Source organism: Desulfotomaculum sp. OF05-3, assembly GCF_003435535.1.
Taxonomy (GTDB): domain Bacteria; phylum Bacillota; class Clostridia; order Lachnospirales; family Lachnospiraceae; genus Pilosibacter; species Pilosibacter fragilis.
The window spans coordinates 2,338-16,044 of sequence record NZ_QWGO01000032.1; the positions used below are offsets into that span (position 1 = coordinate 2,338).

Sequence of the window (13,707 nt, forward strand, 5' to 3'; positions counted from 1 at the left end):
TCGATTTATCTTGGCGTTCCGTCATCATTAAAATTCTTTCTCAAAGCTTTTTCTGTCGGATAAACTGATACAATCAAAATAATACATTGAATTGTTACAAGGATTCCCCCTGCAACCCCAATCGTATTTTCATCACTATGGTATAACGGAATATGTATCAAAGCAGATGGTAGGATCATTACCCATCCTATTTTCCACCAAATTTTTCCACAATAGTCATGGGCAAATTTCCATGTATCCATATTTTTCATCGAACGAGTGGTTCTGTAGCCTAACATACCGTTTATATGTTTTGGACAATGTTTCCACATCATTCTTCCTACAATAACCATAACAATGGGAATTATCATATCACATATTAACATAAACCACCAAAAGCACATAAAATTCACCTCCATGACTCCCGATTATACTCTTTCGCCTGTCTATCTTCTTAAGCCTTCATTTCCTACATATTCACAAAGCTTGAAGTATCTTCGGTTACACCCGTGATCTTTACACGATCCGCTTCCACATGACAACTGTAACAGACAACCTGAACACCTGCCTTTGCAGCCTCCACAAGTGCCTTTTTAAACTCCGTCTGTGCCGCCTCATTCGGCAGCACCCGATGAATTCCATTCATCTGAATCACAAAGGCGATTGCTGTATGGCAGCCTTCCTTTGCAGCCTTTGTCAGCTCGTGTAAATGTTTTACCCCCCGCTCCGTTGGTGCGTCCGGAAACAATCCGATGCCCGGATGCAGATCATCCGCCAGCGTACAGCCCTTCACTTCCGTCAGAAATTTTTCTCCATTTTTTTCCATGTAAAAATCAATTCTGGAGTCTCCGTAAGTGTGTTCTGCCTTCACAAGATCATAATTCAGGCTCATATACAGCTGCTTCATCAGAGCATTCGGTGCCAGACTGTCAATATTCACCCATTTTAGCTTTGGCTTGTATACAGAGATCAGATCGTATGCCGTTTTTCGATTCATATTCAACGTCTTCTGCAGCGTCACCTTCGCTTTCGGCACCAGAAGCTCCCGCAAACGCCCCGTATTTTTCACATGAACCAGCTCTGTCTCCCCATCGATCAAAACCTCCGCTGTGAAACGGTTGATCCTGCGGACGAAGCTGCCTGCAACGGTATTCTCATAAATAATTGTCGGTTTCTGTTTCATCATATCTCATCCTCTTGCCTGCAAAAGCATTCATCCTCATGCGACCAGATCACGCCGACGGCCTGCAGGTAGGCATAAACCACCGTGGTTCCCACAAATTTCATGCCATGCTTCTTTAAGTCTTTGGAAATTGCATCCGATAATTCCGAACTTGTTTTCCCGGTTTCCCGGATCACGCTGCCCTCCGTCCAATGCCAGAGATACTCTGAAAAGCTGCCATATTCCTTCTGGATTTCACGGAATGCCTGTGCATTGGTAACGGCAGCCTGTATTTTCAGGCGGTTACGTATGATGCCGGGATCATTCCGCAAGGCTTCCAGCTTTTCCTCCTTGTAGACGCAAACCTTTTCAACATCGAAGCCGTCAAAGGCTTCGCGAAACGCATCCCGCTTATTCAGGACACATTCCCAGGACAGTCCTGCCTGAAAGCACTCCAGGATCAGCATTTCAAAAAGCTTCCGGTCATCATGCACCGGAACGCCCCATTCCTCATCGTGATAACGGATGTACCGTTCGTTTTTTGGATTTGCCCAGCAGCACCGCATTTTTCCGTCTGCCCAATTCATTCGCATCTCACCTTCCTACTTTTCAAGTGGTACCATTCCAGTATGAAATTTCCGATCCATTTTTCAGAACCACTATACAATGATCAGTATCTCTGTCTTCTTTTTATCACTCTTCCGCGCGCTCAATAACAAGCCCTGTTTCTTCCAGAAGAAAGATGTATAAATACCATTATATTGCACAAAAGCAACGTATTATGTTGAAAAATATTATAGCAAAAGAAAGTACGTTTAACAAGAGCTCTCCGATTACGCGTTGGCCCCGTAGACGCGCTTTGGTTGTCCTTGTGGGGCTGCCTACTGTTCGTTTTGACTTTTTCAGTGCTCTATGCAGCCTGATGGGGGTAAAAAACGCCCCGTTGTTTTTCCAACGAGGCATCGAAGATGTTTCTATTCTGTTTTCTGTAAACTGTTATTCATTTCTCTCCTGGTGACCATTTGAGTCACGGCCAATGTATCAAAAATCATTCCAAGCTCATCTCGGCAAATCAGACAAACCGTATAATCAATGATGTCACTGATCACCCGACTTTCTGTGCAGACTTTGCCAACACGAAGCGGCATGATTCTTGTAATTACCATAATACTATCGAGCAGATATTATCCACTTTTTGAGGAAGTCGGAACTGAGTTTGTGATTCGGACTGGGAATATTTTATATATGCAGGGAGACCGTTCATCCAATTTGTATCTCGTGAAATCCGGGCGGGTACGGATGTTCTACATTGGCGAAAACGGGAAAGTGGTTACTTACCGAATCATTGGCGAAGGGGCAATTGATCGGTGAAGCCGCTTTTTTGAGCCATTTGCAGCAAGCAACCATTTCAGCAGTAACGGATACAACTCTCATCACCTGCTCGATTCAAGCGCTGTATCCACATATCTGTCGCCACCGCGAACTGAACCGGCTTATCTTTGAACTGTTGTCGGAAAACTATACACAGCTTTGCAAGAAACGCTTTGCTGTCAATTTCATCCACCAGCAACATTTCTTTTTCCCCCTGATACGGAAGCTCACTGATTGCCTCTGGCATAAATTCCAAAGCGGATCTTGTTTTCTTTACAAGCAACCGGTCATCATATATCCCGCCGACAATTTTACCGCGATAATAGAGGATAAATTCCCCCCATCATCGACCGGTAAGAAACCGCTTCCAAATCTGATAGCTGTTCTAAAATGAAATGAAGATACTCTTTACTGGATGCCATTATTTCTCCTGTTCAAAACAGCTGTCCCGGCAGCTTCTGCTTTTCTTTTGCTGGAAAAGTAGCTTCAAACTGTTCAAACCCCTCCGGATCTTTCTCACAGACAAAATACCCATCGGGGTCTTTGTAAGTGCCTGAGACACCGTCCAGAAATCCGGGTTTCAGTTCTTTGATGAGGAAATAGTCCGCCTCCGGGTCATCGGCATAGCGCACGCCCTTAGTTTTGGCCGGAACAAAGCCAGACTTGCCGTAAAAGTCAATATTGCCGGTAATGGCAAGCGCCCCTGCTCCCATCTCCATAGCTTTTTCCATGGAATAGTCGAGCAGCTGCTTTCCATAGCCCTGCCGCTTGTATGCGGGTGCGATGCCGATGGGACCGAAGGTCATGATCGGTAGGGTTCGCCCGTCATCACACTCGATTTCTGACCGCACATAGATGACCTGCCCGATCAGCTCACCGCCCAGTTCCATCACAAAATCCAGTTCCGAAACAAATGCCGGGTCATTCCGATAACAGTGCAGCACATAGTGCTCCATGCAGCCCGGGCGGTAGACATTCCAGAATGACTCACGGGTCAGGTTTTCGACAGCTCTGTAATCTTCTTTTGTTTCCAGACGAATAATAATATTCTTAATTGCATCCATAGTAGATCCTCCTTTGGTGGTGTAAACAATTGCCTCCATAGCAGCCTTCCTTTCAAAAAAGGACGCAGCGCATGATCGTTTTGCGATCAGCACTGCGTCTTTGCGTCTGGCTGTTTGGTTTCAATGATAAAATTTTTTGCATTGATAATACTCTCATGCCTGCATTTAGGACAAAACAGAGGAAAAGTTACTAATTCCGTTTTCCGCAATATCTGCAAGCGCGTCTTGGCACCGCACCACGGACATAAGACCCAGCGTTTTTCTTCTTCTCCATCTTTCATGTTGTTCATTCCTTCTTTCTGTAATCAGACTCAGCTTTGGCAATAAAGTGATCAATATGTGTCGCCAACAAAGAAGAAACCGCTTCTTTTTCCTCTGCACCGTCGTAGACACTATATAAAAGATACATCGGCCCATAGAACTCCAGCGCCAGCTGCATAGCGTCCTCATCTGAATCTGCCAGCTTGCGGAAGATGGCCGCCATGTACTCCAAAGGGCCTCCCGCGAGATAATCGTGGTGAAGCTGTGCAAGCTTAGGATCACGGTATTGCTCCAGCGTCAGCATTTTACGGAAATTGGAGGCGAACGGTTCCTTCGTCCAATGATCAAACTGGGCAAGGCTGTATGTGCGAATTTTTTTAATTGGCGTATGCAGATATGCTTCCGCAAAGCCGTCTGGTTCCGTTTCCGGCATTTCATACGCCTCAGCGCGCTCATAATCCATCCTGTTCATTCGCTCCACGATCTTATCCAGGATTTCCTGTTTGCCGGCATAGTGCTTATATAAGGCAGCTTTCGTAAATCCCAACTGCCCTGCAATATCATTCATAGACGTCCCCAGATAACCGTTCTGCGCAAACAATTCCAGCGCGATTCTCAAAATCCGTTCCTTTGTCCCCTCCGCCATAATTATCTCCTTCATCAAAGTAACCATTCGGTAACTTTATTATAGTTACCGAATGGTTACTTGTCAAGAGTTAATAAATAAAAGATTGAAGTCAAATGGTAATTTCAATTTGATTGCCTTCGATTGCAATAATACAACTTTCATAGTAACCATCTCCGGTTGTCCTGGGACCGCTGACCACTTCATATCCGTCAGTTTTCAGTTCAGCGGTCAACGCATCTACTTTTTCTTTGCTGCCTACGCTGAATGCAATGTGCGCATACCCAGTGCGGGCAAATTCCTTTGAAAAATCAAGCATTTCCGGATTGTTCATAATTTCAAGCCGTGCCCCATCGCCAAACGACAGAAAATAAGAGCGGAAACCTGTTTTCAGATTATGGTAGCCTTCGTTTGATTTTGCGCCCAGATACTTCACAAAGAAACTGCGAGCTGTTTCCAGATCTTTTACATATAAAGCAATGTGTTCTATTTTCATAACTCACCTCCACAACGTCCGAACATATACCTCATTTAATTGATAAACGCTTTCAACCGTACCACGGATTCGATTTTCGCCTACAACCATGAGGATGGAACTATCCGCAAGAATCTTTATATGCCGATATAAGCTTGCGCTTGGAATATCCGGCAGTGCTTTTCTGATTTCCTTAACTGTGCCAGTTTCATGAAGCAAAAAATACTGAAAAATCCTCTGACGAGCAGGGTTCATTGCAATCTCTGCCAATTCCATATGATACTCTCCTCTTCATCATTCTCTAAATATATTAGATTATCATTTATGATAATATCAAGAGGAACATTTATTTTTATGAAAGCAATGTGAAACAAGAAACTGGCAATGCTTTCTGTGCAGCCCCTGCCAACATAAGGCAGAATCGAATTGAGAATGATTTGCTCATCTTGACATTATCCCGAACAGGAACGCACAGCGAAAAAAGTCTGTATTTCGTTTCAGTACATCCGATGCAGAAACAGCAGAAACCTGATATACGCTTTCCTCAAGATGCTTACGCAAAAACACATAACTATGTTTCGGCAGGTTCAATTGAACCTTTTATTTGACTCAGTTTTTCATAGATTCTTTGACACTACCATCACACACGCTCAAATGATAGATATCTCGTCCCCTGAAAAGTAAGTTTCCCAATGTCTCCTTCCGCCAGCATTCCATATTCCCTACCGGAAACCTGCAGTTCCATCCGATCACCGCTCTCCACCTGAAATGTTACATAGTAACTGGTACTCGAGGTCGTATGATACCCATGCGCACCAGATGGATCACCTCCATTTGGGTGGCTGTGATGCGATACGTTTTCTCGTTTTGCAACTACAGTTGCGCTCACCGACAAACGCGGTGACTGATTGTTTTTATGCCATGTTCCGATTCCTGCTACAAACTGGAGGATGATCATGCCGAAAACCATTACGAAGATAATTGGAAACATAAACTCAAACAGCATAAACATATGACTCACCCCTTCTTCATCTTTCGCTTTATGATTACTCTAAGCGCGAAACATACGATGATCACCGCAAAAGAAGCGACGCAATACAGTAACGCTTCCGTATACCACGGTGCAGAATTCGGTTCGTATAGCTTCGGAAAGCGCTTATACTCATAGAAATCCATACCCGTTTTAATCACAATCACGTAGAAACTCGCATAGATAATATATTTTAATAAATCGTAGAATTTATTCATACCATCGCCTCCGCGATATACTGTTTTGTCCTTTTGGCATCGACAAATTGGAAGTTTTCTCACATCAACAGTTTGTCTAGTTCGCAAAGAAGCTTACTTTTCAGTTCTTCAAGTTCCTCAGCGCTTGGTCTGTTATCATCAGCGTACATCTTATCCCTCGGGTACCACCAAACAGGTCCTCTGCCGTTGTTTCCATAGTTCTCTATATCGCCGGTCATCCTCGGAAATAAATGCCAGTGAATATGTGCTCCGCCATCCCCGTTTCCCAAACATTCATAATTCATTTTTTGTGCTCCGAAAGCTTTTTTTACGGCTTCAGAAACAAGTGTCATTTCATATAAATGCTTTGCTCTTACTTCTGCATCAAGATCAAATAATTCAACAACATGGGTCTTATATAGAAACAAAGTATACCCTTTAAAATGCTGATAATCCCCAATCACCACATATCCTGTTTCAAGTTCTTTTACAAAAAATGGGTTGTTGCCAACTCTAGTTTCTTTAATCCTGTCACATACAAAACACATAAATATTCTCCTCCACAAATTCCGAATTGTCGTTCCCAGTATACCATGCCTTCTCCCCGCAGGAAAGCATGGCGAAAACCAAAAATGTCCCCGGAGAGCTTGTGCGTATGTTTTTTCAGCGTTTCCGATCTAAATTTCTCAGAACAGAATATCCTCCGGCTTGAACTTATCTTTTTCGGTAATGGGGCGGATCACCTTGCAGGGCACCCCCGCAGCGATGACACCGGCGGGAATGTCATGGGTGACGACGCTTCCCGCCCCGATAACCGAGCCTGCCCCGATGGTAACGCCGCCGCAGACGGTGGAATTTGCACCGATCCAGACGTTTTCCTCCAGCGTAATAGGTGCTGAGGTGCCAATGCCATGGCTGCGCTGCTCCGGGTCGATGGCATGACCGGAGCAGGCAAGGCATACGCCGGGGGCAATAAAGGCACCTGCTCCGATGTTTACCGGAGAGGTATCCAGAATGACACAGTTATAGTTGATGACCGCCAAGCCATGAGTATGGATGTTGAAGCCATAGTCACAGTGGAAGTCCGGCTGAATGCCGGTCATGGGAGAGCAGGTGCCCAGCAGGGTCTGCAGGATGCTGCGCCGCTTTTCCTGTTCGTTGGGAGCGGTGCGGTTGTACTCCCAGCACAGTTGCTTTGCACGGTTCTGTTCCTCCGTGGGGGTGTTTTCATAGCCGCTGACGTAGGCGGCAGGGCGTTTCATAATATCAAGAGCGTTCATCGTGTTTGTCCTTTCCATACAGTGTTTTCTCAAGGATTATACCACATTCTCTGTCTGTGTGTAATAGGACGCTTTTCCCGCCTTCATTTGTTTGTCCGCTTGCAGGACTACCTACGGTTCGCTTTGGTTTTTTCAGTGCTCTGTGCAGCCTGATTGAGGCAAAAAAATACCCCGTTGTTTTCCCAACGAGGCATCAACGACGATCATCTCAGCAAATCAGACAAGCTTCTGCTCATATGCTTTACTCAATCGAAATTCCTCTCTGCGAGAATCCAAAATCCGTATCACAGAAATCTGCTCATCGAATCCTTTCCGTAAGTATCGCTCCTCGAATCGTTTAGCACTTCTGCAACGGATAACACGTTCTTCCAACAATTCTTCTCTGTTGAAAATCAGAAGATCATTATCAACCAGTATGTCGATAATAGCTTCTTCTCACATATACACGCCTTGTATTTTGCTAATTCCATTCTGCTGCCTCCTTAATTGATCGAAGCAGCCAAGCTTTTCTTCAGGCGCATATACGCTTCATATGCTGGCGTTGTTCCCTCAAGGAAGCCGCTCTGGTAAGCATCACTCTTTTTAATATCATTACGTTTTAATATATAGCTCAAATTTTCTGCTGTAATGCCATTACGGTTTCTAACGATACAAATTCCGTCATTTCGGTCATATTCGTCCAGCAGTTCCGGATAATGCGTAGTGAAAATAAGCGTTCCGCCATTTTTGTTCAGTCGGCTGTCCATAAAGAAGCGCACTAAGGTCGTTACGATTTCCTTGTTGAAATGATTCTCTATTTCATCTACCAGAAGATAACCACCTGAATGAAGAACTTCCTTTACCATCGAGAATGTAATAATGCCCTTAATCGTACCAGAGGACAGATACTGCTCAAGGTCTGCCGCATTATTCAGGATAATCTCTTCTTCATCCTTAAACTTCAAGTGGATAAATGTTTTTCCCTCTGTCTGTTCAAAGCACAATTTCTCAATGGTTGGATCGAGAAATGCAATTACCTCCAATGGAATATCTTCGGTAAATGGAAGCACATTCACATTCGTATAGGAAAGCAGGCTGAATATTTCCACTGTATCATTCGCTTTTTTATTATGTGCAATGACAAAGCTGACATCATCAGAAAGGTATGCTTCATCGCTATTGCGCTGCTCTACAGGCTTCATTCCTGTAAAATCTGTCAGATACTTTTTCGACTTAACGGTTGCAATTGGTTTTTCCCAAAGGCTTTCAGACAGAATCGAATACATATATTCCCCTGTTTTCGACTTCTTTGCTGCAATTACAGTTTCCAAGCAGCAGACGTAGCTGCGCTTATCATAAAAATATGTGCGGATTGTAGCATTCTTCGCTCCGCCAAGAATGCTTTTTGCCTCCACATGATTGATGGGCTCATTTTTCACAATATTTAAGGCCAAGCTAATGACCTTTAATACCGAGGTCTTGCCAGATGCGTTAATTCCAATGAAAGCACAGGCAGAGTGGAGATAGTAGTTATCCGTCAAACGGTAAAGACTATCTTTGTCCTCTTCGCAAACACGTTGCTGCGTATAAAAGCAAATATCCAAGTCTTTTTTGAATAATGGGAGTCCTTGTGCGGTGATACGGAGTATTTTCATAGGTATTCCTCCTATAAAAACAGTTTTTTCGTTTTTATTTTCTTGTAATCTTATTATACGCCGCAAGTCAGAAAATATCAACGGATTTTCCGTTTTTATTTTCTAAATTGTTTTTGACACTAAAAAGTATCCGTTCCATGCGGCGAAAGCCGTAATCAATGATACATTACCGTCCGTATCGAATAAACAAGAAACAGGGCACGGAATTCCAATGTCCTGTTTCTTATCTTTTTTGAAAGGAATTTCTTCTCTTAGAAATCACCCTTACACCTTGTCCTGAATCAAAAGGCTATTTTCCAGAACATTGCTCATCACTTATCCTCCCAGGGTTGCTCCATCTTCTTCCCATTCTCACATATTTTTCTTGAGCAGGAAATCTGCCACGGCAAGATCCAAAAGTGCCATGCCAGTAGAATCAAACACCGTGATGTCGGTATCGCTTTTACGACCCGCAGCCTTTCCAAGAATGAGATCACCAATCTCTCCACAGATTCGATCTTCAGACAATGTGCCCTGCTTCAAGGGAATCTCAATTTCTCCGGCGTTCCTGCAGTGTTCGAGGTCGTCCACAAAAACAATGGCATCCTCAAAAATTTGGGAATCAATTTCTTCTTTGCCCGCCATATCAGCACCAATGCAGGAAAAATGTGTGCCGGGTTTGACCCATTCTTTTTGAATCAGCGGGGTGTGGGAAGGCGTGATTGTGATGATAATGTCGCTGTCGGATACGGCTTCTTGCAAATCAGAAACTCCTTCGAAGGTTACCGAGGCTGCCTCAATTGCAAAATCGGTTTGCAGCATTGCGCGAATCTTCGACGCAAATGCAGCAGCATGTCCTGCGTTATGCGGATTGGCGATCCGGATCGTTTCCAGCGTAGGAAACACCTTCAGCAACGCAGCAATCTGGAAAGGTGCCTGATTGCCGGTGCCGACGATCAAAGCGTTCTGGGAATTCTTTCTGGCCAGATATTTTGCACCAATGGCTCCTGCCGCACCAGTGCGCATTCCGGTCACAGAGGAGCCGTCCACAAGGCCAAGCGGCATACCGGTTTCCGAGCTGAACACGGCAATCAGACCCACAAGATCCGGCAGGCCTTTTTGCACATTTGCTTCCATGAACGCAACCGTCTTGTGGCCGAAAATATGCTGTTCCGGCAGATAACCGGATTTAATATCCATATCTGCATGGCCGGGGTCGAATTCATAGAAAATGGTAGGCCATACAACGGTTTTGTCTTGACTTTTCAGCTTATAAACATTCTCTGTGCATTGGATCGCATCTTCCATCGAAAGATTTTTTCGAACTTCTTCTGCGGAAATATAGGGAATATTCATCGGGGTTCTCCTTTCTTTTACCGGGTTTTCATTGCAATATACTCGCTGATGGCCTTGAGGCCATCGATCAGATCCTGCTTTCCGTAGGCATAACCGATGCGCATACTGTGCGGCACTTCAAAGCAGTCACCAGGAGTCACAAACGCGCCGGTCTTCTTGTACATTTCTTCGCAGAATTCGTAGGAAGAAATGTCCAGATCATAATAAACCAATGCCGTAGTGCCGGCTTTCGGCTTTACATAGCTGACGTGCGGTTCGCTGCCGACCCAATCGTCCAGAATCTGCAAATTCTCCCGGACGATCTTTCGGCTGCGTTCCAGCAGCTTATCGCGGTGCTTCAGCGCAGCTGCTGCCAGCATTTCATCGAATACACCGCAGCTCACAAGATTATAATCCCGATGAGAAAGGCAGCTCTTTACAACGCTCATATCGTGCGTTGCAATCCAGCCAAGCCGAAGACCAGCCAGAGAAAAAACCTTTGACATACTGCTCACCGAAATGCCCTTTTCATACAGATCCACAATGGAAGGACACCAGCCATCTTCCTGTGAAAGGTGACGATAGACTTCATCGCACAAAATCCAGGCATCTGCGGAACGCGCAATCTCCACGATCTCCCGGAGCATCTGCTCAGACATCAGCGCACCCGTAGGATTGTTAGGGTTATTGATGCAGATCATTTTTGTTTTAGGTGTCACCAAACGGCGCAGTTTTTCTAAGTCCGGCAAATAATTGTTTTCCTTACTCAGATGAAGGATCTGAACATCTGCTCCATAGGATTCCGGGATGGAATAAAGCTGCTGATATGTCGGCATGATACTCACTACACGATCACCGGGAGAGATCAGCGAATAGAATACATGATGGTTTGCTCCGGATGCCCCATGGGTCGGCACAATATTTTCAATGTTCAGCGTTTTGTAAAGGCCGCAGACACCTTTACGGAATTCTGGCAGACCCTCAATATCGCCATAGCTCAGACGGCGTGCGCACAAACGATTCAAAAATTCCGTCTTATCTTCCCCTGTCAGCTCGAATAGCTCGTTCATACTGATGGAGTCCACACATGTTTCAGCGATGTTATACTTTGCACCGACCTCCCAGGCGTTCATCCATTCTTCTACGGCAAACGGCTTGATTTTCATTGCTTTTTCCTCCTTGTAATGGTACATGATAAAAAAGAAAAGGGCACACAGAGCTTTTCCTTATAACATGGTGAACCATGCCGTACCTACGGAAAAACTCTGTGTGCCCTTTGGCCTCCACCCGGTGGTGGAGAGGGTTTCAATATTCAATCACCTTTATAGTACTACACAAGCTGCACATCGTCAAGACGATTTCCCGAACTTTGGTACTAAAAAGTTCCAAGCCAACGCTCTTAGAAAACAGCTTAGAGCAGCTTAATATTCGTTATAAGCTGATCAAGCCCTACACACCAAGGCACAAGACTTCAATGGCTTAAATATTTCGTTTCAGTACATCCGATGCAGAAACAGCAGAAACTTGATATACGCCTTCCTCCAGATGCTTACGCAAAAACACATAATATGCCGCTTTATCTCAAATACTCCGTAAAGAATGCGTTGAGCTTTTCAAGCGGAATGATGTCCATCTGATCGTAAAGGTCAGTGTGATTTGCACCGGGGATAATAAGCAATTCCTTGTTATCGCCGGTCAGCTTGCTGTACGCTGTTTCGCTGAAATAGCGGGAGTGCGCCTTTTCCCCGTGTACCAGCAGCACAGCAGAGCGAATCTCACTGCTGTATTGCAAGATCGGCATATTCAGGAACGACAGCGAAGACGTCGCGTTCCAGCCGCCGTTGGAGTTTAGGCTGCGGGAGTGATAGCCACGTGGCGTTTTGTAGTAGGCATAATAGTCCTTTACAAACTGCGGTGCGTCCTCCGGCAGCGGATCGACCACACCGCCTGCCAGAGCATAGGCGCCGTTTTTGTAATCTACAGTGCGCTGTGCATTCATGGCTTTTTTCTTCTCAAAGCGTGCCTTCTCAGAATCCTCAGCATCAAAATATCCGTTGGCAGTTACACGGGTCATGTCGTACATGGTCATAGCAGCGGTAACTTTGATGCGGGTGTCAATGGCGGCGGCATTGAGCGCCATGCCGCCCCAGCCACAGATACCGATGATACCGATGCACTCCGGGTCAACATTCTCCTGCACGGAAAGGAAGTCTACCGCTGCGCAGAAGTCCTCGGTGTTGATGTCCGGCGAAGCGACATGGCGGGGTGTACCGCCGCTCTCGCCGGTATAGGACGGATCAAAGGCAATCGTCAGAAAGCCAAGCTCCGCCATTTTCTGCGCATACAGACCGGAGGACTGCTCCTTTACCGCACCGAACGGACCGCTGACGGCAATGGCAGGCAGCCTGCCCACCACACTCTTTGGCGTATACATATCCGCCGCCAGTGTGACGCCGTAGCGGTTATGAAAGGTCACCTTTTTGTGGTCCACCTTGTCGCTTTTCGGGAACACCTTGTCCCATTCCTGTGTCAGATTCAGTTTTTCCATATTCAGATCTCCTTGCCTGTTGCCTTAAAATATACTGTGTTGTCCACGGCTTCCAACCATTCATTGGAGGTTTCATCCCCCGGAACCTCTACCGCCAGATGAGAGAACCAGCTATCCGGCGCAGCACCGTGCCAGTGCTTGACACCCACAGGAATATTTACTGCATCGCCAGGGTGCAGCTCCTGTGCCGGTTTGCCCCATTCCTGATAGTAACCATGCCCGGCCACGCAGACGAGAATCTGTCCGCCGCCGTTTTTCGCATGATGAATGTGCCAGTTGTTACGGCAGCCGGGTTCAAAGGTTACATTGTAAATACCGACCTGCTGCGTAGAAAGAGGTGCGAGATAGCTTTGGCCAATAAAATATTTCGCAAAGTCATCATTGGATGCGCCGATGGGAAAGACCATTTCATTCTGATGCTTGGCTTTTGCATCGGCGGCGGCGTCCTCCGCCCATACCTCCTTTGCCATACGAAAAGCCGCCCATGCCTTGGGCCAGCCCGCATAAAATGCCGCATGAGTCAGGATCTCCGCAATTTCCGTTTTCGTCACGCCGTTGTTCTTTGCAGTTGTCAGATGGTACTGAAAGGTCGAATCCGTCAGCCCTTGCGCCAGCAGCGCCACCACTGTTACAATGCTGCGGTCCCGCAGGGAAAGCTTGTCTTCCCTGCTCCACACCTGCCCGAACAGCACATCATCATTCAATTCCGCAAATTTGGGAGCAAATTCCCCCAAAGCCTCTCTGCCTGCCGTTTGTTTAACTGCCAT

Annotated in this window: 16 protein-coding genes and 2 pseudogenes; all 18 read right to left on the reverse strand. The window is 45.8% G+C overall.

Annotated elements, in window-relative coordinates:
- Positions 1-5: 5 nt before the first annotated feature.
- Positions 6-365 carry an SdpI family protein gene (locus DXA87_RS14170; protein ID WP_348982235.1) on the reverse strand — a complete coding sequence of 120 codons (360 nt, stop codon included), beginning with the start codon at positions 363-365 and terminating at the stop codon, positions 6-8.
- Between the two features lie 83 nt (positions 366-448).
- Positions 449-1,165, reverse strand: a complete 717-nt coding sequence (sfsA, locus tag DXA87_RS14175) for a DNA/RNA nuclease SfsA (protein ID WP_117505038.1) — start codon at positions 1,163-1,165, stop codon at positions 449-451.
- A complete protein-coding gene (locus DXA87_RS14180; RefSeq protein ID WP_343221111.1) occupies positions 1,162-1,734 on the reverse strand; it encodes a DNA-3-methyladenine glycosylase I in 573 nt (190 codons plus the stop codon). The genes sfsA and DXA87_RS14180 overlap by 4 nt, the downstream gene beginning before the upstream one ends.
- 492 nt (positions 1,735-2,226) lie before the next feature.
- Positions 2,227-2,307: pseudogene (locus tag DXA87_RS14185) on the reverse strand (relaxase); the annotation flags it as partial.
- 368 nt (positions 2,308-2,675) lie between these two features.
- Positions 2,676-2,934, reverse strand: a pseudogene (locus DXA87_RS18200) (TfoX/Sxy family protein); the annotation flags it as partial.
- 12 nt (positions 2,935-2,946) lie between these two features.
- On the reverse strand, positions 2,947-3,567 hold the full coding sequence (locus DXA87_RS14195) for an N-acetyltransferase (RefSeq protein ID WP_348982238.1): 621 nt from the start codon (positions 3,565-3,567) through the stop codon (positions 2,947-2,949).
- Between the two features lie 95 nt (positions 3,568-3,662).
- Positions 3,663-3,857: a cysteine-rich KTR domain-containing protein gene (locus tag DXA87_RS14200; protein ID WP_117485666.1), complete on the reverse strand. Its 195-nt coding sequence runs from the start codon at positions 3,855-3,857 to the stop codon at positions 3,663-3,665.
- 5 nt (positions 3,858-3,862) lie between these two features.
- On the reverse strand, positions 3,863-4,483 hold the full coding sequence (locus tag DXA87_RS14205) for a TetR/AcrR family transcriptional regulator (RefSeq protein WP_117485649.1): 621 nt from the start codon (positions 4,481-4,483) through the stop codon (positions 3,863-3,865).
- 91 nt (positions 4,484-4,574) lie between these two features.
- Positions 4,575-4,958: a VOC family protein gene (locus tag DXA87_RS14210; protein WP_015553467.1), complete on the reverse strand. Its 384-nt coding sequence runs from the start codon at positions 4,956-4,958 to the stop codon at positions 4,575-4,577.
- Positions 4,959-4,961: 3 nt separating this feature from the next.
- Positions 4,962-5,213 carry a helix-turn-helix domain-containing protein gene (locus tag DXA87_RS14215; protein ID WP_015553466.1) on the reverse strand — a complete coding sequence of 84 codons (252 nt, stop codon included), beginning with the start codon at positions 5,211-5,213 and terminating at the stop codon, positions 4,962-4,964.
- Positions 5,214-5,577: 364 nt separating this feature from the next.
- Entirely contained in the window at positions 5,578-5,949 is a 372-nt protein-coding gene (locus DXA87_RS14220; protein WP_117505042.1) for a DUF2500 domain-containing protein, read from the reverse strand.
- Between the two features lie 295 nt (positions 5,950-6,244).
- Positions 6,245-6,712 carry an HIT family protein gene (locus DXA87_RS14230; RefSeq protein WP_117471164.1) on the reverse strand — a complete coding sequence of 156 codons (468 nt, stop codon included), beginning with the start codon at positions 6,710-6,712 and terminating at the stop codon, positions 6,245-6,247.
- Between the two features lie 138 nt (positions 6,713-6,850).
- A complete protein-coding gene (locus DXA87_RS14235) occupies positions 6,851-7,444 on the reverse strand; it encodes a sugar O-acetyltransferase (protein ID WP_117472610.1) in 594 nt (197 codons plus the stop codon).
- Positions 7,445-7,926: 482 nt separating this feature from the next.
- The gene (locus DXA87_RS14245) at positions 7,927-9,078 is read right to left on the reverse strand and encodes an AAA family ATPase (RefSeq protein ID WP_117505044.1); all 1,152 of its coding nucleotides are present in this window, start codon (positions 9,076-9,078) and stop codon (positions 7,927-7,929) included.
- Between the two features lie 351 nt (positions 9,079-9,429).
- Positions 9,430-10,413, reverse strand: coding sequence for an ornithine cyclodeaminase family protein (locus DXA87_RS14250; RefSeq protein WP_117505046.1), 984 nt, complete (start codon positions 10,411-10,413; stop codon positions 9,430-9,432).
- Between the two features lie 17 nt (positions 10,414-10,430).
- Complete coding sequence (locus tag DXA87_RS14255; RefSeq protein WP_117505048.1) at positions 10,431-11,558, reverse strand: aminotransferase; 1,128 nt, start codon at positions 11,556-11,558, stop codon at positions 10,431-10,433.
- Positions 11,559-11,968: 410 nt separating this feature from the next.
- Entirely contained in the window at positions 11,969-12,946 is a 978-nt protein-coding gene (locus DXA87_RS14260) for an alpha/beta hydrolase (RefSeq protein WP_199537936.1), read from the reverse strand.
- On the reverse strand, positions 12,943-13,707 hold the full coding sequence (locus tag DXA87_RS14265) for a carboxymuconolactone decarboxylase family protein (protein WP_117505051.1): 765 nt from the start codon (positions 13,705-13,707) through the stop codon (positions 12,943-12,945). Before DXA87_RS14265 ends, DXA87_RS14260 begins: the two co-directional genes overlap by 4 nt.